Here is a 21,297-nt window from a genome sequence, read left to right on the forward strand (position 1 = left end):
CGTGGGCGACGCGATTCAATCGGCGAAAGTGGAATTTGGGCGATTATCGAACGCAAGATTCGCAGGCAACAAAAAGCCCGCCAATCGGCGGGCTTCTCGTGTTCACCGGATGATCAGAACAGCTTCATCTTCGGCGCTTCTTCTTTGAGCGGTTCGTTCTGCGCGGTCTGCGCATTCCAGCCGCCGCCCAAAGCCTTGTACAGGTTGACCGCACTGGTCAACTGCGCGAGGCGGTCGGTGATCAGCGATTGTTGCGCGCTGAACAGCTGACGCTGGGCATCGAGGAAGGTCAGGTTGCTGTCGACGCCGATGCGATAGCGACGCTCGGCCAGACGGTAGTAGTCCTGGTTCGCAGCGACGAAGTCGCGCTGGGCCTGCAACTGCTCGGTGTAGGTCTGGCGCGCGGCCAGGCCATCGGCGACTTCCTGGAAGGCCGTTTGAATGGACTTCTCGTAGTTCGCCACGCCAATGTCCTTCTGGATCTTGGCGTAGTCGAGGCTGGCGCGCAGGCTGCCGGCGTTGAAGATCGGCAGGTTGATCTGCGGCTGGAACAGCCACGTGCCCGAACCGCCCTTGAACAGGCCGGACAGGTCCGGACTCAGGCTGCCCGCGTTGGCGGTCAGGCTGATGCTCGGGAAGAACGCTGCACGGGCCGCGCCGATGTTGGCGTTGGCCGCCTTCAGGTTGTACTCGGCCTGAAGGATGTCCGGACGACGCTGCAGCAGATCCGACGGCAGGCCGGCCGGCACGTCGGCCAGCAGGTCATCCGACAGCGGTTTGGCCGCTTGCAGGTTGGCCGGCACACCGGTGCCGAGCAGCAGGGTCAGGCTGTTTTCGTCCTGAGCGACCTGGCGGGTGTAACGCGCCAGTTGTGCCCGGGCGTTCTCGACCGAGGTGCGCGACTGCGCCAGGTCCAGCGCCGAGGCCACACCGACTTCGTTGCTGCGGCTGGTCAGCTTGTAGCTTTCCTCGAAGGCACCGAGGGTGTCCTGAGTCAGCTTGAGCAGTTCCTTGTCGGCCTGCCAGGTCAGGTAGGCGTTGGCCACGCTGGCCACCAGGCTGATCTGGGTGCTGCGGCGCGCTTCTTCGGTGGCGAAGTATTGTTGCAACGCTTGTTCGCTCAGGCTGCGAACCCGACCAAACAGGTCGAGTTCGTAGGCGCTGATGCCGACCGTGGCGGAGTAGGAACTGTTGATGGCCGCTTCACCGCTCTGCGACGCACGGGCCGGAACCCGCTGACGGCTGCCGCTGGCATTGGCCGACACGGCCGGGAACAGGTCGGCGCGCTGGATGCGGTATTGAGCCGCGTAGGCGTCGATGTTCAGCGCCGCGACACGCAGGTCGCGGTTGTTTTCCAGGGCGACCTGAATCAGTTGCTGCAGGGCCGGGTCATGGAAAAACTGCTTCCAGCCCTGTTCGGCAGCGGCCTGCGCCGGTGCCTGGGCCGGCGAGTACGCCGGGCCCTGCGGGAATTGCGCGGCCACCGGTGCTTCAGGCTGCTGATAATCCGGTATCAGCGAGCAACCGCTCAGCACGAAGGCGGCGACTGCGATGGAGAGTAGCGACTTGCTCATTGGCCAGCCTCTTTAGGAGTTTCTATGGCGTCATCCTTGCCGGCGTTTTTGCGCTGACCCATGGACGACACAGTGACGAAGAACAGTGGAACCCAGAATATCGCCAGGATCGTTGCGGTGAGCATACCGCCAATCACGCCGGTACCGATTGCGTGTTGGCTGCCCGAGCCTGCGCCGGTGGAGATGGCCAACGGTACAACACCGAGGACGAAGGCCAGCGACGTCATGATGATCGGTCGCAGACGCATGCGGCAGGCTTCAATGGCCGCATCGCGCAGACTGCGTCCCTGCTCGTGCAATTCCTTGGCGAACTCGACGATCAGAATGGCGTTTTTAGCCGCCAGACCGATGGTCGTCAACAGACCCACCTGGAAGTACACGTCGTTCGACAGACCGCGCAGGCTGGTGGCCATCAGCGCACCGATGATCCCCAGCGGTACCACGAGCATGACCGCGATCGGAATCGACCAGCTTTCATACAGCGCCGCCAGACACAGGAACACCATCAGCAGCGACAGGGCGTACAGCGCCGGAGCCTGCGAGCCGGACAGTCGTTCTTCGTACGACAGACCGGTCCACGAGATACCCACACCGGCCGGCAGCTTCTTGGCGATCGCCTCGACTTCGGCCATCGCTTCACCGGTGGAGTAACCCGGCGCCGGGGCACCGAGGATCTCGACCGCTTCAACACCGTTGTAACGCGCAAGCTTCGGCGAACCGTAGATCCACTCGCCCTTGGCGAACGCGGAGAACGGAACCATGGTGCCGGAGGCGTTACGCACGTACCACTTCTTCAGGTCTTCCGGGCTCATGCGCGAGTCTGGCCGGCCCTGCACGTACACCTTCTTCACCCGACCGCGGTCGATGAAGTCGTTGACGTAGCTACTGCCCAGCGCAATCGACAACGTGTTGTTGATGTCGGCGATGGTGATGCCCAGGGCACTGGCCTTCTCGTCATCGATTTCCAGCTGGAACTGTGGCTCGTCGTTCAGACCGTTCGGACGAACCTGGGTCAGCACTTTGCTCTGTGCCGCCATGCCCAGGAACTGGTTGCGCGCAGCCATCAGTTTTTCGTGACCGATACCGGCGCGGTCCTGCAGGAACACGTCGAAACCGGTGGCGTTACCCAGCTCCAGTACCGCTGGCGGAGCGAAGGCGAACACCATCGCATCGCGGAAGGTAAAGAAGTGCTGCTGGGCGCGGGCGGCGAGTTTGAACACGCTGTTGTCGGCGTTTCGCTCGTGCCACGGCTTGAGCATGATGAACGCCATACCCGAACTCTGGCCACGGCCGGCGAAGTTGAAGCCGGTTACGGTGAACACCGAGGCTACTGCGTCGCCTTCACCGCCGTCCTTGGTCGGACGCAGCAGGAATTCACGCATTTCATCCACCACCACCTGAGTGCGCTGGGCGCTGGAACCGGCGGGGGTCTGCACCTGGGCGAACAGAACGCCCTGGTCTTCTTCCGGCAGGAACGCGGTCGGGATGCGGGTGAACAGCCAGATCATGCCGACCACGATCAGCAGGTAGGCCAGCAGGTACGGTGCCTTGCGCTGCAGGATGTTGCCGACACCGCGCTCGTAGCCACGAACGCCACGGTCGAAGTTGCGGTTGAACCAGCCGAAGAAGCCTTTTTTCGGCGCACCGTGCTCACCGTGCGGAATCGCCTTGAGCATGGTGGCGCACAGCGCCGGGGTGAAGATCAGCGCGACCAGTACCGACAACGCCATGGCCGACACGATGGTGATCGAGAACTGCTTGTAGATCACACCGGTGGAGCCGCTGAAGAACGCCATCGGCAGCAATACCGCCGACAGAACGAGGGCGATACCGACCAGAGCGCCCTGGATCTGGCCCATGGATTTCTTGGTCGCTTCCTTCGGTGACAAGCCTTCTTCGCTCATCACCCGCTCGACGTTTTCCACCACGACGATGGCGTCGTCCACCAGCAAGCCGATGGCGAGGACCATGCCGAACATGGTCAGGGTGTTGATGCTGAAGCCGGCCGCCGCGAGGATGCCGAACGTACCGAGCAATACCACCGGCACGGTCATCGTGGTGATGACGGTGGCGCGGAAGTTCTGCAGGAACAGGAACATCACCAGGAACACCAGCACGATCGCTTCCACCAGGGTTTCAACCACACCCTTGATCGACTCGGTCACCACCGGGGTGGTGTCGTACGGGAACACCACTTCCATGCCTTGCGGGAAGAACGGCTTGAGGTCGTCAATCGTCTTGCGCAGTGCCTTGGCGGTGTCGAGGGCGTTGGCGCCGTTGGCCAGTTTCACTGCCAGTCCGGAAGCCGGGCTGCCGTTGAACTGGGCGCTGATGGCGTAGTTTTCGCCTCCCAGGCCGACGTCGGCCACGTCCTTCAAGCGAACCTGCGAGCCGTCCTTGTTGACCTTGAGCAGAATCTCTTTGAACTGCTCGGCGGTCTGCAGACGGGTCTTGCCGATGATCGTGGCGTTCAACTGCTGGCCCTGCACGGCAGGCAAGCCACCGAGCTGACCGGACGACACCTGGACGTTCTGCGCCGCAATCGCGGTTTTCACGTCGACCGGGGTCAGGTTGAAGTTGTTCAACTTGGCCGGGTCGAGCCAGATGCGCATCGCGTACTGGGCACCGAAGACCTGGAAGTCACCGACACCGGCGGTCCGCGAGATCGGGTCCTGCATGTTCGACACGATGTAGTTGGACAGGTCGTCCTTGGTCATGCTGCCGTCACGCGACACCACACCGATCACCAGCAGGAAGTTCTTCACTGCCTTGGTCACGCGGATACCCTGCTGCTGCACTTCCTGCGGCAGCAGCGGGGTGGCCAGGTTCAGCTTGTTCTGGACCTGGACTTGCGCGGTGTCGGAGTTGGTGCCTTGCTCGAAGGTCGCGGTGATGGTCATGCTGCCGTCGGAGTTACTTTCCGAAGACACATAACGCAGGTTGTCGATACCGTTGAGTTGCTGCTCGATCACTTGCACCACGGTGTCCTGAACCGTCTGTGCCGAAGCACCCGGGTAGGTCACGGAGATCGCAATGGCCGGTGGCGCAATGCTCGGGTACTGGTTGATCGGCAGTTTCAGGATCGAAAGTGCCCCGACCAGCATGATCACCAGGGCAATTACCCAGGCGAAAATCGGACGGTCAATGAAAAATTTTGACATGGATTACTCCCCTTTGCCGCCGGCGGCTTTGTCAGCTGCCTGAGCGGGGGCCGGGTTCTTGTTGCCGACGTTGGTCGCTTCGCTTGGCTTGACTTCGATGCCAGGCTTGACGAATTGCAGCCCTTCGGTGATCAGACGATCGCCGGCCTTCAGGCCGTCTTCGATCAGCCATTGGCTGCCGACGGTGCGGCTGGCCTTGAGCTGACGCAGTTCGACCTTGTTGTCCGGTCCGACGACAAGCGCGGTCGGGGTGCCTTTGAGGTCGCGGGTCACGCCTTGCTGCGGTGCGAGGATCGCGGCGCTGTTCACACCGGCCTGCAACTGCGCGTGGACGAACATGCCGGGCAGCAGGGTGTGATCCGGGTTAGGGAACACGGCGCGCAGGGTCACGGAACCGGTGGTCTGATCGACCGACACTTCGGAGAATTCCAGCTTACCGTCGAGCTTGTACTGGCTGCCGTCTTCCAGGGTCAGCTTGACCGCAGCGGCGTTGTCGCCGGCCTTCTGCAGACGGCCGCTTTCCAGTTCGCGGCGCAGTTCCAGCAGTTCCACCGAAGACTGGGTGACGTCGACGTAGATCGGGTCCAGTTGCTGGATGGTCGCCATCGCATCGGCCTGGCCGTTGCTGACCAGTGCGCCTTCGGTCACCGAAGAGCGGCCGATACGCCCGGAGATCGGTGCGTAGACCTTGGTGTAGCGCACGTTGATCTGTGCGGTCTGCAACGACGCTTCCGATTGCAGGCGATTGGCCACGGCGGTGTCGTATTCCTGACGGCTGACGGCCTGCTCGTCGACCAGTTGCTTGTAACGGTCGGAAATCGACTTGGTCGAACGCAGGTTGGCTTCGGCGCTTTTCAGGGTCGCTTCATAGACCGACGGATCGATCTGATACAGCTGCTGGCCGGCTTTGACATCGCCGCCTTCCTTGAACAGACGCTTGAGAATGATGCCGTTGACCTGCGGACGAACTTCGGCAATGCGAAACGCGCTGGTGCGGCCCGGCAGTTCGGAAGTCAGGGTAAAGGCTTGTGGTTGCAGGGTGACGACGCCGACCTGAGGAGGTGGTGCGGCGGGAGCCGCCTCTTCCTTTTTACATCCGCTGAGCAGCGATGCCAGGGCGACGGCAGTGACCAGAGCGGTAACAGCTGGCTTGAATTGCATGAAGATCCTCGGGTCAGGCGCGCGAAAAGCGCACAAGAAGTGTGGAAGGGTAAAAAATGGGTGCCGGGTGGATAAGTAGCTTGCTAAGGAATATACTTACGTTCATGGTTGTTTGTAAACACCTTCGCTGCGTACCCAACCGGTTACAAAAGTCGTGGCAAGGTCTGAAATTGTAGGCCGGGGGCGTCGATCCGCGAGAGATCCACCCCTTTTTATTCAGCGGATATTCAGCCATCCCTGAAACATTTTGTTTGAGGTTTTACTGCCATGGTTCGTCGTACCAAAGAGGAAGCTCAGGAAACGCGCAGCCAGATTCTGGAAGCCGCCGAAAAAGCTTTCTTTGAGAGGGGAGTGGCTCGCACGACGCTCTCCGATATCGCGAGCCTGGCCGGCGTGACGCGTGGCGCCATCTATTGGCACTTCAGCAACAAGGCCGATTTGCTGCAGGCGATGCTCGATACGCTGCATGAGCCGCTGGATGAGCTGGCCAAGGCCAGTGAAAGCGAGGACGAACCCGACCCGCTGGGCTGCATGCGCAAGCTGCTGATTCATTTGTTTCATCAAGTTGCACTGGACCCGAAGACCCGGCGTATCAACGAAATTCTGTTTCATAAGTGCGAATTCACCGATGAAATGTGCGATCTGCGCCAACAGCGCCGGACCGCCAGCCTCGATTGCAATGTGCGGATCGCGCTGACATTGAGTAATGCGGTCAATCGTGGGCAGTTGCCGGCAGACCTCGACACCGCCCGCGCAGCCATCAGCATTCACGCTTTTATCGATGGCATTCTGTATCAGTGGCTGCTGGCCCCGGACAGCTTTGAGCTGTACGCCGAGGCCGAGCGCTGGGTCGATACCGGGCTGGACATGCTGCGTTGGAGCCCCAGCCTGCGCAAATGAAACAAAATTCGTTATTGGATCAGTTTGTGTCAATGACGGAGGAGGGTGAAGATCCCTGTTCACTCGCCCCGCTGCAATGGGATGCTTTTATATACCTCTGTGGCGCGGGTTGATAGGTAGCGAGCTACGTATTTTGTAGCAATTTTGTGTCGAGCCTGTGAACGAATGTGAACGGCTTGGCCGCCCGGCGACCAATAAAAAGCCCCCGACTCTCACGAGTCGGGGGCTTTTGCGTTTCTGCGGTGAGGCTTACAGGGTCGGGTAGTCGAGGTAGCCGACTGCGCCTTTGCCGTAGAAGGTTTCCGGGTGCGGTTCGTTCAGTGGCGCATCGGCCTTCAAGCGGGCCGGCAGGTCCGGGTTGGCAATGAACGGCACACCGAATGCCACGGCGTCAGCCTTGCCTTCGGCCAGCCAGGCGTTGGCGCTGTCCTTGGTGAAGCGTTCGTTGGCGATGTACGCGCCGCCGAAGGCTTCCTTCAGCTGTGGGCCGAGGCTGTCGGCGCCTTCTTTCTCGCGGGAGCAGATGAAGGCGATGCCACGCTTGCCCAGTTCGCGGGCAACGTAGGTGAAGGTTTCAGCGAGGTTGTCGTCGCCCATGTCATGGGAGTCGGCGCGCGGAGCCAGGTGGACGCCGACACGACCGGCACCCCAGACTTCGATGGCCGCGTCGGTCACTTCCAGCAGCAGGCGGGCACGGTTCTCCAGGGAGCCGCCGTAGTGGTCGGTGCGCTGGTTGGTGCTGCTTTGCAGGAACTGGTCGAGCAGGTAACCGTTGGCGCCGTGGATTTCCACGCCGTCGAAGCCGGCCGCCTTGGCATTTTCCGCACCGACGCGATAGGCGTCGACGATGTCGGCAATTTCAGCGGTTTCCAGTGCGCGCGGGGTTGGGTAGTCGGCCAGCGGGCGAACCAGGCTGACGTGGCCTTTCGGCTGGATGGCGCTCGGTGCAACCGGCGCTTCGCCGTTCAGGTACGACGGGTGGGAAACCCGGCCCACGTGCCACAGTTGCAGAACGATCTTGCCGCCGGCCGCATGAACGGCCTTGGTCACGTTGGTCCAGCCACGCACCTGGTCGTTGGACCAGATGCCCGGGGTGTCCGGGTAGCCGACGCCCATCGGGGTCACCGAAGTGGCTTCGCTGATGATCAGGCCGGCCGAGGCACGTTGTACGTAGTACTCGGCCATCAGCGCGTTCGGCACGCGGCCTTCGTCGGCGCGGCAGCGAGTCAGCGGTGCCATGATGATGCGGTTGGACAGTTCGAGATCGCCCAGTTTGATCGGATCGAAAATTGTTGCCATGAGATACAACCCTCGTGAAGTAAGTGAGTGAATCAGTTAGCGGTGGCCAGCTCGGGATTACCGTTCTGGCGGAAAGTGATCAGGGTCACCAGCAGGGCCAGGACCGCGAGCGCGGCAGCGGCCAGAGGCACGCTGGTCAGGCCGTAGCCGTGGGCGATGACGCTGCCGCCGACCCAGGCGCCGAGGGCGTTGCCGACGTTGAAGGCGCCGATGTTCAGGGTCGACACCAGGTTCGGTGCGGCCTGGCCGTAGGTCACGACGTTCACCTGCAGGGCCGGCACGGCGGCGAAACACGCCGTGGCCCAGAGGAACAGAGTGATCTCGGTCGGGATCAGCGCGATGCTGGTCCAGGTCAGGACAGTGGAGGTCACGGCCATGGCAATGAACACGCCGATCAGCGTCGCGGCCAGGCCCTTGTCGGCCAGTTTGCCGCCGATGATGTTGCCGACGGTCAGGCCCAGGCCGATGAGCATCAGGGTCCAGGTCACGCCACGGGGCGAGACACCGGTGACATCGCCCAGCAACGGTGCGACGTAAGTGAACAGAGTGAACACCGAGGCGGCGAACAATGCGGTCATGCTCAGCGACAGCCAGATACCGGCGCCCTTGAGCGCGGCCAGTTCGGCGCGCATGTCGAGTTTTTCTTCGTCACGCTTGGCCGGCAGGAAGCGGATCAGGCCGATCAGCGCGATCACACCGATGACGGTCACTGCCCAGAAGGTCGAGCGCCAGCCGGCTTCCTGACCGAGGGCGGTGCCCAGTGGTACGCCAAGGACGTTGGCCAAAGTCAGGCCGGTGAACATCAGAGCCACGGCCGAAGCACGTTTGTTCGGCGCCACCAGGTTGGCCGCGACCACCGAACCGATGCCGAAGAACGCACCGTGGCAGAGGGCGGTAACCACTCGTGCGAACATCAGCACCTGGTAGTCAGTGGCGATGGCGCAGAGCAGGTTGCCGATAATGAAGATGCCCATCAACGCTACCAGTGCAGCCTTGCGCGGCAGTTTTGCGGTGGCCATCGCCATGAACGGTGCACCAATCGCCACACCGAGGGCGTAACCGGTGACCAGCCAGCCGGCGCCGGGGATCGACACACCGAGGTCGGCCGCCACATCGGGCAGCAGGCCCATGATGACAAACTCGGTGGTGCCGATGGCGAAGGCGCTCAAGGCGAGTATGAGTAGCGAGAGGGGCATCGTTTAGTCCTTTTGGCTGGCTGACGTTAAGGGTCAGAGCTCTTTGCTGAGGGTGCTGAGGAACGCCTGGATCACGTCCTCGTTGCGTTTGAAAAAGTGCCACTGGCCGGCCTTCTGGCTGCTGATCAGTCCGGCTCGTTGCAGGGTGGCCAGGTGGGCGGAGACGGTCGATTGCGACAGGCCGCAGCGTTGATCGATCTGCCCGGCGCAGATGCCGTACTCGTGGTTGTGGATCTGTTCCGGAAACTGGGCTTTCGGGTCTTTCAGCCAGTTGAGGATGTCTCGTCGTACTGGGTGTGCCAGGGCTTTTATTATTTCGTCGAGGTCAATGTTCATGGCTGGGTGCTCGTGATGTGTGTAGCGCTATATCGCGATGAGGCGAACTTTAAATCGGTATTTCGCGATATACCAATATGAATTCGATCTGACGACCGCATAAATCGGTATATCGGGTTATAACGATATGTGAGATGTAAACAAACGCGGACGCGGTGCTAAGCTGCGCCCATGAACTATCTCGCACATTTGCACCTCGGTGGCCAGCGCCCCGGTCAACTGCTCGGCAGTCTGTATGGCGATTTCGTCAAAGGACGGCTGCAAGGGCAGTTCGACCCGGAGATCGAAGCGGCGATTGCCTTGCATCGTCAGATCGATGTCTTCACCGATCGCCATCCGTTGGTCGACGCTTCACTGGCGCGGTTTACCTCGACCCGCCGCCGTTACGCCGGCATCGTGCTCGACGTGTTCTTCGACCATTGCCTCGCCCGCGATTGGGCGCTGTACGCCGACCGGCCGTTGGGACAATTCACGACTGACGTTTACCGCGTGCTGACCAGCGAGCGGCAGTTGCCCGAGCGGCTGGCGAAGATCGCCCCGCACATGGTGGCCAATGACTGGTTGGGCTCGTATCAGGATTTCGAAGTGCTGGAACAGGTGCTGCGCGGGATTTCCCGGCGCCTGAGCAAGCCTGAAGAACTGGCCGGGGCGATGCAGGAATTGCGCTGTCTGTATGAACCGCTCAGTGATGACTTCCGCTTGTTCTACCCACAACTGCAGGACTTCGCAGGCCGGCAGCTGTAGGCAGATGATGACGTTCAGGCAGCGATCAACTCGCCTGCGCGACGGGGTTCAGCCGGTTTGGCCACTTCGCCGAACAACGCTTTGTGCACCGCTTGCTGGGCTTCGTACGCCAGCGCTGCGCGTTCCCGGCCCTGGCAGGCAATCGGCTTGAGCAGGTGAACTTCCACCTCGCCGCAATCGTTGCTGAACAGACGCATCAGGTGCGACAGCAGATCATCGTCGCCAATGAACGGTGCCAGCGAATCAATCTCGCCATTGCGCAAATAACGGATCGCCACCGGTTGCAGCTTCACCTCGGAATCAATCGCCGCCGACAGCAGACGACCATGAAAGGTGCGCAGCGAACGGCCGTCGGTGGTGGTGCCTTCCGGGAACATCAGCAGCGGATGATCGGTTTGCAGGTGACGGGTCATCTGCTTGCGGATCAACTGGCTGTCGCCCGAGCCGCGACGGATGAACAGGCTGCCGGCCTTCGCCGCCAGCCAGCCGGCCACCGGCCAGGTGCGCACTTCGGCCTTGGACAGAAACGACAGCGGTGTGAGCATCCCGAGCAGCGGAATGTCAGTCCACGACACATGGTTGCTGACCCACAGCATCGGCTGCTTCGGCAGCTCACCGTGGACGGTCACGCGAAAGGGCAGGGCATTGCTCAGGCGCGCCATGAAAAACCGCGACCAGCGCTGCCGGCGTTGCATCGAATGGGCCAGACCCAAACGCTCGAAAACCCCGAAGACACTGGCCATGCTCAGGCCCAGCGTCACCACCAGCAACACTCGCGCGATCCGCGCGTACACCCGCAGCCGGCTCATCACACGGCCGCCTTGAAGTGCTTGGCGTAGCGTGGGCAGAGTTCGTCGCGCTTGAGCAGGATGAACACGTCGGCGACCTGGAAGTCTTCGTCCCAGCACGGCTCGCCGCAGATCTTCGCGCCCAGGCGCATGTAGGCCTTGAGCAGCGGCGGCATTTCGGCGATCACGTTTGACGGAATATCCAGGGTTGGCAACGGATTCTTCGGCTCGGCGCGCAGGTGTTCGGTGCACAGATACCGTTCGCGCAGGCGCTGCATGATCGCGTGAGCCTGGACGCCGCCGTCCTGCATCGGAATGCTCGCGCAGCCCATCAGGTAGCTGTAGCCGCCCTGATTGAGGACTTCGGCCAGTTCGCCCCAAAGCACAGCGATGGTGCCGCCGTTGCGGTAGGCCGGGTCGACGCAGGTGCGACCGATTTCCAGGATCGGGCCTTGCAGGCCGGCGAGGCCGTGCAGGCTGAATTCTTCTTCGCTGTAGAACTTGCCCAGGCTGCTGGCGGCGGTGTGATCGAGCAAACGGGTAGTGGCCACCAGGCGCCCGGTGTTCAGGTCACGCACGCCGATGTGGCTGCAGTGAACATCATAGTCGTCCATGTCCAGACCCAGCTCCGCGCCGTTCAGCTTGGCGTTGAACTCGCCGCTGAACACGTTGAAGCGCAAGGCCTGGGCTTGCTGCAAGGCCTCGGCGCCGATCAGGCGTTCGGCTTGCAGGCGGCGTTCATTGCCGGTGTCGCTGATGCGGGCGATCTGAGTCATGTGAATCTCCGTACGGGCCTTGAACCCGTCATGGGTTGCAGCCGATCGACTTTCTTTATGCAGCCGTGTTGTGCAAAGTCAGGCTATGTAGCCCCGGTGTCATCGCCATGAATGTTTGGTGATGCTTATATGACAGCCCACAAGGAGTCTCTGATGACCTGGTCGACCCTGCTTGAATGCCGCGAACGCCTGCCCGCCGTTGCCGATCTGGCGGAGGGCTTCGCCATGTTGCTGCATCAACTGGGCAGCGTGACGCCGTTCGAACTGGCGGTGGCGGGAGGGCGGCGAATGGCGACGCCGGGGCTGGCGTTTCTGGTGGGGTATCAAGCGGCGTTGCGCATGCTCTGGCCGAGCGCGCCGCCGAGCCTCGGCGCGATGTGTGCGACCGAGCAGCGCAGCCTGCGCCCGGCGGACATGCAGACCCGGCTCACGGATCTGCGCCTCACCGGGCAAAAGGATTTCGTCACTGCCGGCGATGCGGCGGACTGGCTGCTGATCGCCGCGCGCAGTGAACAACCCGGCGAATCACCGCGCCTGAGTCTGGCGGTGGTGTATCCCGGCGAGCCCGGCGTGCGAGTGGAAAAACTGCCGGCGCTGCCATTGATGCCGGACATCAGCCATGGCCGCTTGTACCTCGACGAGGCTCTTTGCGAACTGCTCGCCGGGGACGGTTGGGATGCCTACGTCAAACCGTTCCGCACCCTTGAAGACGTTTACGTATTGAGCGCAATGACTGCATGGCTGTATGGCGTCGGTCAGGACAGCGGCTGGCCGCAGCCGCTGCAATTGCGTTTGCTGGCGCTGTTGGCCGGGTGCGCGGAAGTCAGTCGCCAGCCGCCGAACAATCCGGCGGGGCATGTGTTGCTCGGCGGATTGTTTGCGCAGTTCGACGGGCTCAAACCGGAGGTTGATCAGGCACTGCGTGACGGTAATTCTGAGTGGGCAGCGATGTGGCAGCGCGATCAATCGGTCATGCAACTGGCGGCTGGCGCGCGTGCCAAGCGTCTGGCCAAGGCGTTGGGGGCAAGCCAAAACACATCTGTCATGAACGTCGGCTAGTCTTCTCAGGTTCATACCCAGAGCCCTCACCATGTTCAAAGGCCTGTCCCTGTTTCTGCTGCTGATCAGCTTCACGGTTCAGGCCGAACAATGGCCGGCTGACGACTGGCCGACCGGCCCGAAACTCACCAGCCCGGCCGTCGATGCATTGGAGGCCTACGCCTTCCCGACCCGCGATGACAGCACCCGAAAAGGCATCCGCACCGACGCCTTGCTGGTGATCCGCGACGGCCAGGTTATCTACGAACGCTACGCCGCCGCGACCACCGCCGACACCCCGCACCTGACCTGGTCGATCAGCAAAAGCCTGATGGCCACAGTGCTTGGCGTGGCCTACGGCGAAGGCCTGTTCAAGCTCGATGACCCGGCCGAGAAATATTACCCGGTGCTGGAAAAACACCCGGCCATCACGATCAAGGATCTGCTGCACTGGGCCTCGGGCATCGACTGGCAGGAAGATTACGAATATGCCCCGCTGAAATCCTCGGTGGTGGCCATGCTCTACACCCGTGGTCACCGCGACATGGCCGCCTTCACTGCCGATCACGACAGTTACGCGCCAGCGGGTCAGGCGTTCCGCTATTCCAGCGGCGACAGCAATCTGTTGGCCGCCGCCTTGAAAACCATCGTCGACCCGCAACGTTATCCGGACTACCCGTGGACAGCGCTTTTCGATCCCTTGGGCATTCGCCACGCCACGTGGGAAACCGATGCCACGGGCACCTTCGTCGCGTCTTCCTACGCTTACCTGACGGCACGGGATCTGGCGCGAATCGGCCTGCTGATGGAACGGGACGGACGCTGGAACGACTGGCAATTGCTGCCCAGGGATTGGGTCGCTTTCAACCGCCAACCCTTTGCCGGCTACAAGGCCCATCAGGACGAAGCCGTGCCCGGCGGCCAGTGGTGGCTCAATCGCCCGGCGGATGGCGTCGCCTCACCATGGCCCGACGCACCGCTCGACACCTTCGCCGCCCTCGGCCACTGGGGCCAGGCGCTGTACGTGATCCCCAGCGAAAAACTGGTGATCGTTCGCTATGCCGATGATCGCGACGGCAGCTATAGCCACAACGAATTGCTCAAGCGTGTGCTGGGGGCGGTGCGGCCATGAAACTGTTCAGACAAATCCTGCTGGTGCTCCTGATCGTGCTGCTGGGCTGGGGCTGGCACGAGCGCGAAAACCTGTGGGCCTTCCCGGACATCATCAGCGCCTACACCGCCAAGGAATATTGTTCGTGCCGCTACGTGATGAACAACGACGCCGAATATTGCCGGGGCTACGTGAAGCAGTGGCTGCCCAGCGAACTGACCGATGACCGCACGCAAAAAATCGTCACCGCCAGTGGCCTGGGACGCCGCAACAGCGCCCAGTGGCAAGGCGAACGCCAGGGCTGTCGCCTGCAACCCTGATCCGGTTCCACCCTGTGGAACCACATTCGATTGTCCTCTCGCGTGTCTCGCGGTTATCTGGCGGTGAGCACGACCTGCCGTTGATGTGTCGTGAATTCATAGCGAACAACAAGACCGGGAAACACCCGCGCGAGGAGAACCGTCATGCCCCGACATCAGCATATTCTGGCCTGGCTCAACGACGTGGCCAGCGATCTGCACGCCACCCGCCAGGACATTCACGCTCACCCTGAACTCGGTTTCGAGGAAAGCCGCACCTCGGCGCTGGTGGCCCGGTCGCTCCAGGAGTGGGGCTATGAAGTCCACACCGGCATCGGCAAGACCGGCGTGGTCGGCGTGCTGCGCAACGGCAGCAGCACGCGCAAACTCGGGCTGCGGGCCGACATGGATGCGCTGCCGATCATCGAGAACACCGGCGTCGCCTACAGCAGCCGCCATCAAGGCTGCATGCACGCCTGCGGCCACGACGGACACACCGCGATGCTGCTCGGCGCGGCGCGTTATCTGGCCGCGACACGTCAGTTTGACGGCACCCTGACGCTGATTTTTCAGCCCGCCGAAGAGGGGCAGGGCGGGGCCGAAGCGATGCTCGCCGACGGTCTGCTCGAACGTTTTCCGTGCGACGCGCTGTTCGGCATGCACAACATGCCGGGCCTGCCGGCGGGACATCTGGGCTTTCGCGAAGGGCCGATGATGGCTTCGCAGGATTTGCTCACGGTGACCATCGAAGGCGTCGGCGGCCACGGTTCGATGCCGCATCTGGCCGTGGATCCGCTGGTCGCTGCGGCCAGTGTGGTGATGGCTTTGCAAACCGTGGTCGCGCGCAACATCGATGCGCAGCAGGCGGCGGTGGTGACAGTCGGCGCATTGCAGGCCGGCGAAGCGGCGAACGTGATCCCGCAACAGGCGATCCTGCGCCTGAGCCTGCGTGCGCTGAATGCCGAGGTCCGCGAACAGACCCTCCATCGCGTGTGCTCGATCATCGAGTCCCAGGCCGAAAGCTTCGGCTGCACCTCGACCCTCGAACACCGCCCGGCCTATCCGGTACTGGTCAACCACACCGCTGAAACCGAGTTCGCCCGTCAGGTCGGCGTCGAACTGGTCGGCGCCGACGCCGTGGATGGCAACACCCCGAAACTGATGGGCAGCGAAGACTTCGCCTGGATGCTCCAGCGCTGCCCCGGCGCCTACCTGTTCATCGGCAACGGCGTGGCGCGGCCGATGGTGCATAACCCGGCCTACGACTTCAACGACGACATCCTGTTGACCGGCGCGGCGTATTGGGGCGCGCTCACCGAGAGCTGGCTCAAGCCGGCCTGATTTCTTCACTTTTTGCTGCCGCTGGAACGCAGGTGCGCACGCGCCTGCGTGGTCAACCAACAGCTTCTGGAGAATCCCCATGCAGACTTCGAACGCAGGCGTTTCGCGCACCCGGCAAGTGGTCGCCGCCGTCATCGGCAACGCCCTGGAATGGTACGACTTCATCGTTTACGGCTTTCTGGCGAGCATCATCGCCCGGCAATTTTTCCCGTCCGACGACGACTACGCTTCGCTGCTGATGGCGCTGGCGACGTTCGGCGTCGGCTTTTTCATGCGTCCGGTGGGCGGCATCCTGCTGGGCATCTACTCCGACCGCAAAGGGCGCAAGGCCGCGATGCAGATGATCATCCGCCTGATGACCGTGTCCATCGCCCTGATCGCGTTCGCGCCGAACTACGCCGCCATCGGCATGGGTGCGCCGTTGCTGATTGTGGTGGCGCGGATGCTTCAGGGCTTTGCCACGGGCGGTGAATATGCGAGCGCCACGGCGTTTCTGGTGGAGAGCGCGCCGGCCCATCGCAAAGGCTTGTACGGTTCGTGGCAACTGGTCGGGCAATGCCTGGCGGTGTTCAGCGGCGCGGCGATGGTGGCGCTGGTCACGCATCTGTTTCCCCCCGAAGCGCTGGACAGTTGGGGCTGGCGGATTCCGTTCGTGCTCGGCCTGTTGATCGGCCCGGTGGGCTTGTGGATTCGCAAGCACATGGAAGAGCCGGAAGAGTTTCTTGAAGCGCGCAAGAAAGCCAAAGGCGCAGCGCCAGGCCTATGGCAGGTACTGCGCGAACATCGCCGCAGCCTGCTGGTGTCGATGGGGCTTGCGTGTGGCGCGACGGTGTCGTTTTACGTGGTGCTGGTAAACATGCCGACCTTCGCCCACAAAAGCCTCGGCCTGCCGCTGGATCAGGTGTTGCTGGTGCAGATGCTCGCGGTGGGGCTGATGACCGTGGTGATTCCGTTCTCCGGCGCACTGTCGGATCGCCTCGGTCGGCGGCCGGTGCTGATGGCCTTCACCCTGGCATTCTTCGTCATGGTCTACCCGCTGTATGTGTGGGTCGCGGCGGCGCCTTCGATCGAGCGCCTGCTGGTGATGCAACTGTTGCTGTGCACGGCGATTGGCGGGTTCTTCGGCCCGGCCCCGACCGCGCTGGCCGAGCAGTTCCCGATTGAAGTTCGCTCCACTGGCGTGTCGGTGGCCTACAACGTGGCGGTGATGGTGTTCGGTGGTTTCGCGCCGCTGATCGTCACCTGGCTGAGTAAAGTTCTGAACACCCCGGTGGCGCCGTCGTTCTATGTCTTGTTCGCTTGCCTGTTGACCCTGCTCGGTACTTACTGTTTGCAGGAGGCCCCGCGTGTGAAGAAACCCGTTGCGCTCAACCTGGGAGTGAAACCGTGAGTCCGTTAGCCATTGATCCGATTGTCGCCCTCGACGCCGATGCGCTGTCCCGGGCGATCCATGCCCGCAAGGTGTCGTGCCGCGAGGTGATGCAGGCGTATCTGACGCACATCGACCGCTTCAATCCGGCGGTCAACGCGCTGGTGTCGCTGCGCCCGCAAGACGTGCTGCTGCGCGAGGCCGATGAATGCGACCGGCAACTGGATCGCGGCGAGTCCCGAGGCTGGATGCACGGCATGCCCCAGGCGATCAAGGACCTGGCGGCCACTGCCGGATTGCGCACGACCCTCGGCTCGCCACTGTTCGCCGAGCAAGTGCCGCAGCACGATGCGATCAGCGTGGCGCGGGTTCGCGACTGCGGGGCGATCATCATCGGCAAGAGTAATGTCCCGGAATTCGGCCTCGGCTCGCAGACCTACAACCGCGTGTTCGGTACCACCACCAACGCCTACGATCCGGGCCAGATCGCCGGCGGCAGCAGCGGCGGGGCGGCGGTGGCGCTGGCCCTGCGTCTGCTGCCGGTGGCCGACGGCAGCGACATGATGGGCTCGCTGCGCAACCCGGCGGCGTTCAACAACGTGTTCGGTTTGCGCCCGTCCCAGGGCCGTGTGCCTCACGGCCCGATGCCGGAAGTGTTCGTTCAGCAACTGGCCACCGAAGGTCCGATGGGGCGCACGGTCACCGACGTCGCACGATTGCTCTCGACCCAGGCTGGCTACGATGCGCGAGTGCCACTGTCGCTGGCCGATGAACCACGGGATTTCGGGCTGGATCTGCAACAGGACTGCAACGACCTGCGCCTCGGTTGGCTTGGCGATTACAACGGCTATCTGCCGATGGACGATGGCGTGTTGAGCCTGTGCGAATCGGCGCTGGCGGATTTCAGTGCATTGGGTTGCCACGTCGAGGCCTGCCAGCCGGACTTTTCCATGGAACGCCTGTGGCAAACCTGGCTCACGCACCGGCATTTTCTGGTGCAGGGCAGCCTCGGCGCCGCCTATGCCGACCCGCAAAAACGGACGTTGCTCAAACCCGAAGCGCAATGGGAAATCGAAGGCGGTTTGCGTCTGACGGCGGCCGAGGTCTATCAGGCGTCGGTCGCACGCAGCGAGTGGTATCGTGCCGTGAGCGAGTTGTTCGAGCGTTACGATTTCCTGCTGTTGCCCACCGCCCAGGTGTTCCCTTTTGATGCACGGCAACCGTGGCCGCGAGTCGTCGGCGGGCAGACCATGGACACCTATCATCGCTGGATGGAAGTGGTGATCGGCCCGACCCTGGCGGGGCTGCCGAGCATCAGCGTGCCGGTGGGTTTCAACCCGGCCGGGCTGCCGATGGGCCTGCAAATCATCGGCCCGGCCCGGGCGGATCGGGCGGTGCTGCAACTGGCCTATGCTCATGAGCAACTGACCCGCTGGGTCGAGCGGCGACCGCCGGCATGCCTGCAATCGGCCTGAGCGGCCCGCATCTTGCTGGGCGAAGTGATCTTTGATCCGCATCCATGGAGGTCGAACATATGGGCAGCAAGGCAGACACCGGCAGCGTGCGCTCAGTCGAACGGGCGCTGGCCATCGTCGAATTGCTCGGCGAGCATCAGGCGTTGGGGCTGGAGGAATTGCACTACCTGACGACCCTGCCCAAGGCCACGGTGTCTCGGATGCTCGCGACCTTGCAGGAGCAGGGCTGGATCTATCGTGGCCTCAGCGACCGCCGCTACCGGTTGTGCGCCAAGCGGCTGTTCGGTGATCGTCAGCAACGTTTCAAGCGTCATTTGGTGGAAAGTGCGGCGCCGATGCTGCTGGAGCTGAGCGAGCGCACCGGACTGGTGGCGGATCTGTCGTGCTTCGACGGCGAACGGGTTGAAGTGATGGAAAGTGCGATCCCGCAGGTGTTGCGCAAGCGCTATCCAACCAACTGCCAGATCGTCGGCCATCACGCGAGCCTGTTTCATTCGGCAATGGGCCGGGCGTGCCTTGGCGAACTCGACAGCCAGGACGTGAAACGTCTGGCCGAGCGCGAACGGTTGGCGGATGACGGTGTATTGCAGGCCACCGAACAAGCCTTGCATCAGGGCTTCGGCCAGCGCACCGAAGGTTACTGGGAGTATCCGGTGCGCCTGCCGTTCCTGATTCGTGCGGTGGCGTTGCCGATCCGTGCGCAAGGGCGGCTGGTCGGCAGCATGGCGCTGCACTGGCCGATGGATCAGGCGCCGGTGGAGCGGGTGCTGAGCCTGCACCTCAACAGCCTCGCATCGACTATCGGCGAGGTGCAGCAGGCGTTGGCCTGAGCGTTTGCAGAGACTGACAGCTTGCAATAACGCCACGGCCAGTTAAGGTTCGTGCAGGTTTATCGGCCCCACGAGTCTTCAATGTTCAACCGTACTCTGTGCAACGCCTTCGCCGGCCTGCTGCTGGCCGCCGCCGCGCTGCCGGCCCAGGCCAACTGGTATCTGGACGGCGAGTCGTCGCGGCTGTCGTTCGTCAGCACGAAAAACACCAATATTTCTGAAGTGCAGCGCTTTCTGGTGCTGCATGGCAAGGTCGATCCCGATGGCCGTGCCGAAGTCGAGGTCGAACTGGACTCGATCAACAGCGGCATCCCGCTGCGCGATGAGCGCATGCGCAAGGAACTGTTCCAGATCGAGCAATTCCCCGAAGCGACCATCACCACCCAGATCGACCTGCGCCCGATCAACGATCTGGCCCCCGGGGCGCAGCTTGAATTGCGCCTGCCGCTGACCGTCAACCTGCACGGCAAACAGCATGAATACCCCGCCGAACTGCTCGCCACTCGGCTTGATGACCGACGCTTTCAAGTGGTGACGCTGGAACCACTGGTGATCAGCGCCGAGGATTTCGATCTGCTGCCGGGCCTGGAAACCTTGCGCAACATGGCCGGCCTGTCGGCCATCAGTCTGTCGGTGCCGGTGGGTGCGGTGCTGATCTTCACGGCGCGCTGACATGCGCGGCGCAGTGTTCCCGTGGCGTGACGGCAACCGCTTCGAACTGTTGATCGACGGCCCGCAGTTCTTTCCGCGCATGCTTGAGGAAATCGCCCGCGCCTGTGAACAGATCGAACTGGAGCTTTATCTGGTGGAGGCGGGTGCCTGCGCCGAAGCCGTGGTTCAGGCGCTGGTGCTGGCGGCCGAGCGGGGCGTGCGGGTGCGTTGCCTGTTCGATGATTACGGCAGCCTCGCCTTCACCCTCACGTTGCGCCGGCGGCTGACCGGTGCCGGGGTCGAATTGCGTTTTTACAATCGGCTGAACTGGCGGCGCTGGGTCGGCAATTTCTATCGCGATCATCGCAAGCTGTTGCTGGTCGACCAGCGTCTGGCGGTGGTCGGCGGCACCGGGGTCACCGATGAGTTCTGGACGCCGGGCCACGACACCAGCGAATGGCACGAGGTCATGGTGCAGATCACAGGCCCCTTGGTGCTTGACTGGCAATTGCTGTTCGACCGCCAATGGATCGCCAACCGCCATCGCCGGGCCTGGCGGCCCAACGCGCATTTCGGCCTACCGCGATTGCCCCGAGTGCCAGACACGGGCGAGGGCATGGGCCGCGTGGCTTATGCCGATGCTCGCCAGCATCGCGACATTCTGCAATCGCTGTTCCGCGCCCTGAACAGCGGCCAGAGGCGTATCTGGCTGGCCACGCCGTACTTCCTGCCGACCTGGAAAATCCGCCGCTCCCTGCGCAAGGCCGCCGCCCGCGGGCTCGATGTGCGCCTGCTGCTGACCGGGCCGCGCACCGATCACCCGTCGGTGCGTTACGCGGGGCATCGTTACTACCCGCGCCTGCTCAAGGCCGGGGTGAAAATCTTCGAATACCAGCCGTGTTTCCTGCACCTGAAAATGGTGCTGGTGGACGATTGGGTGAGCATCGGTTCGTGCAATTTCGATCACTGGAACCTGCGCTTCAACCTTGAGGCGAATCTGGAGGCGCTGGATCCGTCACTGACGGCAGCGGTGGTGGCGAGTTTCGAGAAAGACTTCGGCCTGAGTCAGCAGGTGAGTCTGGAGGAATGGCAGCGCCGGCCGCTGTGGCGGCGGGTAAAGCAGCGGGTGTGGGGCTGGGTGGATCGGGTGGTGGTCAACCTGCTCGACAGACGCGGATAACTCTGATTTCGAGCATTCCATAAGTCTAATGTGGGAGCGGGCTTGCTCGCGAAGGCGGAGTGTCATTC

19 protein-coding genes are annotated in these 21,297 nt (G+C 62.7%); 11 read left to right on the plus strand and 8 right to left on the minus strand.

The window, feature by feature from the left end:
* Positions 1-113: 113 nt before the first annotated feature.
* The 3 genes from emhC to emhA are packed head-to-tail and all read right to left on the minus strand — an operon-like array spanning position 114 to position 5,896.
* Positions 114-1,574, minus strand: a complete 1,461-nt coding sequence (gene emhC, locus ACSPX5_RS01450) for an efflux RND transporter outer membrane subunit EmhC (RefSeq protein WP_169429188.1) — start codon at positions 1,572-1,574, stop codon at positions 114-116.
* Positions 1,571-4,735, minus strand: coding sequence for an efflux RND transporter permease subunit EmhB (gene emhB, locus ACSPX5_RS01455; RefSeq protein WP_207866640.1), 3,165 nt, complete (start codon positions 4,733-4,735; stop codon positions 1,571-1,573). Before emhB ends, emhC begins: the two co-directional genes overlap by 4 nt.
* 3 nt (positions 4,736-4,738) lie before the next feature.
* Positions 4,739-5,896 (minus strand): efflux RND transporter periplasmic adaptor subunit EmhA, encoded by a 1,158-nt coding sequence (gene emhA / locus ACSPX5_RS01460; RefSeq protein ID WP_169429190.1) that lies wholly within the window; start codon positions 5,894-5,896, stop codon positions 4,739-4,741.
* 267 nt (positions 5,897-6,163) lie between these two features.
* Here emhA and emhR point away from each other — a divergent pair, with 267 nt between their 5' ends.
* On the plus strand, positions 6,164-6,796 hold the full coding sequence (gene emhR / locus ACSPX5_RS01465; RefSeq protein WP_114881735.1) for an efflux system transcriptional repressor EmhR: 633 nt from the start codon (positions 6,164-6,166) through the stop codon (positions 6,794-6,796).
* A gap of 249 nt (positions 6,797-7,045) precedes the next feature.
* On the opposite strand, the gene ACSPX5_RS01470 is transcribed toward emhR, so the two are convergent.
* From ACSPX5_RS01470 to ACSPX5_RS01480, 3 genes are read right to left on the minus strand one after another with little or no spacing between them, the layout of a single operon-like run.
* Positions 7,046-8,095: an alkene reductase gene (locus ACSPX5_RS01470; RefSeq protein ID WP_169429191.1), complete on the minus strand. Its 1,050-nt coding sequence runs from the start codon at positions 8,093-8,095 to the stop codon at positions 7,046-7,048.
* Between the two features lie 32 nt (positions 8,096-8,127).
* A complete protein-coding gene (locus ACSPX5_RS01475) occupies positions 8,128-9,291 on the minus strand; it encodes an MFS transporter (protein ID WP_439820814.1) in 1,164 nt (387 codons plus the stop codon).
* Between the two features lie 33 nt (positions 9,292-9,324).
* Positions 9,325-9,627 carry an ArsR/SmtB family transcription factor gene (locus tag ACSPX5_RS01480; protein ID WP_007957866.1) on the minus strand — a complete coding sequence of 101 codons (303 nt, stop codon included), beginning with the start codon at positions 9,625-9,627 and terminating at the stop codon, positions 9,325-9,327.
* Positions 9,628-9,798: 171 nt separating this feature from the next.
* On the opposite strand from ACSPX5_RS01480, the gene ACSPX5_RS01485 reads away from it, so the two are divergent.
* Positions 9,799-10,371 carry an ACP phosphodiesterase gene (locus ACSPX5_RS01485; RefSeq protein ID WP_169429192.1) on the plus strand — a complete coding sequence of 191 codons (573 nt, stop codon included), beginning with the start codon at positions 9,799-9,801 and terminating at the stop codon, positions 10,369-10,371.
* Between the two features lie 14 nt (positions 10,372-10,385).
* Here ACSPX5_RS01485 and ACSPX5_RS01490 read toward each other — a convergent pair whose 3' ends face one another.
* On the minus strand, positions 10,386-11,180 hold the full coding sequence (locus ACSPX5_RS01490) for a lysophospholipid acyltransferase family protein (protein WP_169429193.1): 795 nt from the start codon (positions 11,178-11,180) through the stop codon (positions 10,386-10,388).
* A complete protein-coding gene (gene olsB / locus ACSPX5_RS01495; RefSeq protein ID WP_085729947.1) occupies positions 11,180-11,935 on the minus strand; it encodes an L-ornithine N(alpha)-acyltransferase in 756 nt (251 codons plus the stop codon). Before olsB ends, ACSPX5_RS01490 begins: the two co-directional genes overlap by 1 nt.
* A 153-nt stretch (positions 11,936-12,088) precedes the next feature.
* Here olsB and ACSPX5_RS01500 point away from each other — a divergent pair, with 153 nt between their 5' ends.
* From ACSPX5_RS01500 to ACSPX5_RS01540, 9 genes are all read left to right on the plus strand, one after another.
* On the plus strand, positions 12,089-12,994 hold the full coding sequence (locus ACSPX5_RS01500; RefSeq protein WP_439820815.1) for an acyl-CoA dehydrogenase: 906 nt from the start codon (positions 12,089-12,091) through the stop codon (positions 12,992-12,994).
* Between the two features lie 31 nt (positions 12,995-13,025).
* Positions 13,026-14,105: a serine hydrolase domain-containing protein gene (locus ACSPX5_RS01505; RefSeq protein ID WP_439820816.1), complete on the plus strand. Its 1,080-nt coding sequence runs from the start codon at positions 13,026-13,028 to the stop codon at positions 14,103-14,105.
* Positions 14,102-14,404, plus strand: a complete 303-nt coding sequence (locus tag ACSPX5_RS01510) for an amidase (protein ID WP_169429196.1) — start codon at positions 14,102-14,104, stop codon at positions 14,402-14,404. The genes ACSPX5_RS01505 and ACSPX5_RS01510 overlap by 4 nt, the downstream gene beginning before the upstream one ends.
* A 144-nt stretch (positions 14,405-14,548) precedes the next feature.
* Positions 14,549-15,724 carry a M20 aminoacylase family protein gene (locus ACSPX5_RS01515; protein ID WP_439820817.1) on the plus strand — a complete coding sequence of 392 codons (1,176 nt, stop codon included), beginning with the start codon at positions 14,549-14,551 and terminating at the stop codon, positions 15,722-15,724.
* A 79-nt stretch (positions 15,725-15,803) separates the two neighbouring features.
* Positions 15,804-17,114 carry a citrate-proton symporter gene (locus ACSPX5_RS01520; protein WP_439820818.1) on the plus strand — a complete coding sequence of 437 codons (1,311 nt, stop codon included), beginning with the start codon at positions 15,804-15,806 and terminating at the stop codon, positions 17,112-17,114.
* On the plus strand, positions 17,111-18,568 hold the full coding sequence (locus tag ACSPX5_RS01525; protein ID WP_439820819.1) for an amidase: 1,458 nt from the start codon (positions 17,111-17,113) through the stop codon (positions 18,566-18,568). Before ACSPX5_RS01520 ends, ACSPX5_RS01525 begins: the two co-directional genes overlap by 4 nt.
* A gap of 59 nt (positions 18,569-18,627) precedes the next feature.
* Positions 18,628-19,398, plus strand: a complete 771-nt coding sequence (locus ACSPX5_RS01530) for an IclR family transcriptional regulator (protein ID WP_323161559.1) — start codon at positions 18,628-18,630, stop codon at positions 19,396-19,398.
* An 81-nt stretch (positions 19,399-19,479) separates the two neighbouring features.
* Entirely contained in the window at positions 19,480-20,070 is a 591-nt protein-coding gene (locus tag ACSPX5_RS01535) for a YceI family protein (protein WP_439820820.1), read from the plus strand.
* Position 20,071: 1 nt separating this feature from the next.
* Positions 20,072-21,229: a phospholipase D-like domain-containing protein gene (locus tag ACSPX5_RS01540; protein WP_323161561.1), complete on the plus strand. Its 1,158-nt coding sequence runs from the start codon at positions 20,072-20,074 to the stop codon at positions 21,227-21,229.
* Positions 21,230-21,297: the final 68 nt, after the last annotated feature.

It is taken from the genome of Pseudomonas sp. HLG18 (assembly GCF_051903985.1).
Classification (GTDB): domain Bacteria; phylum Pseudomonadota; class Gammaproteobacteria; order Pseudomonadales; family Pseudomonadaceae; genus Aquipseudomonas; species Aquipseudomonas fluorescens_BT.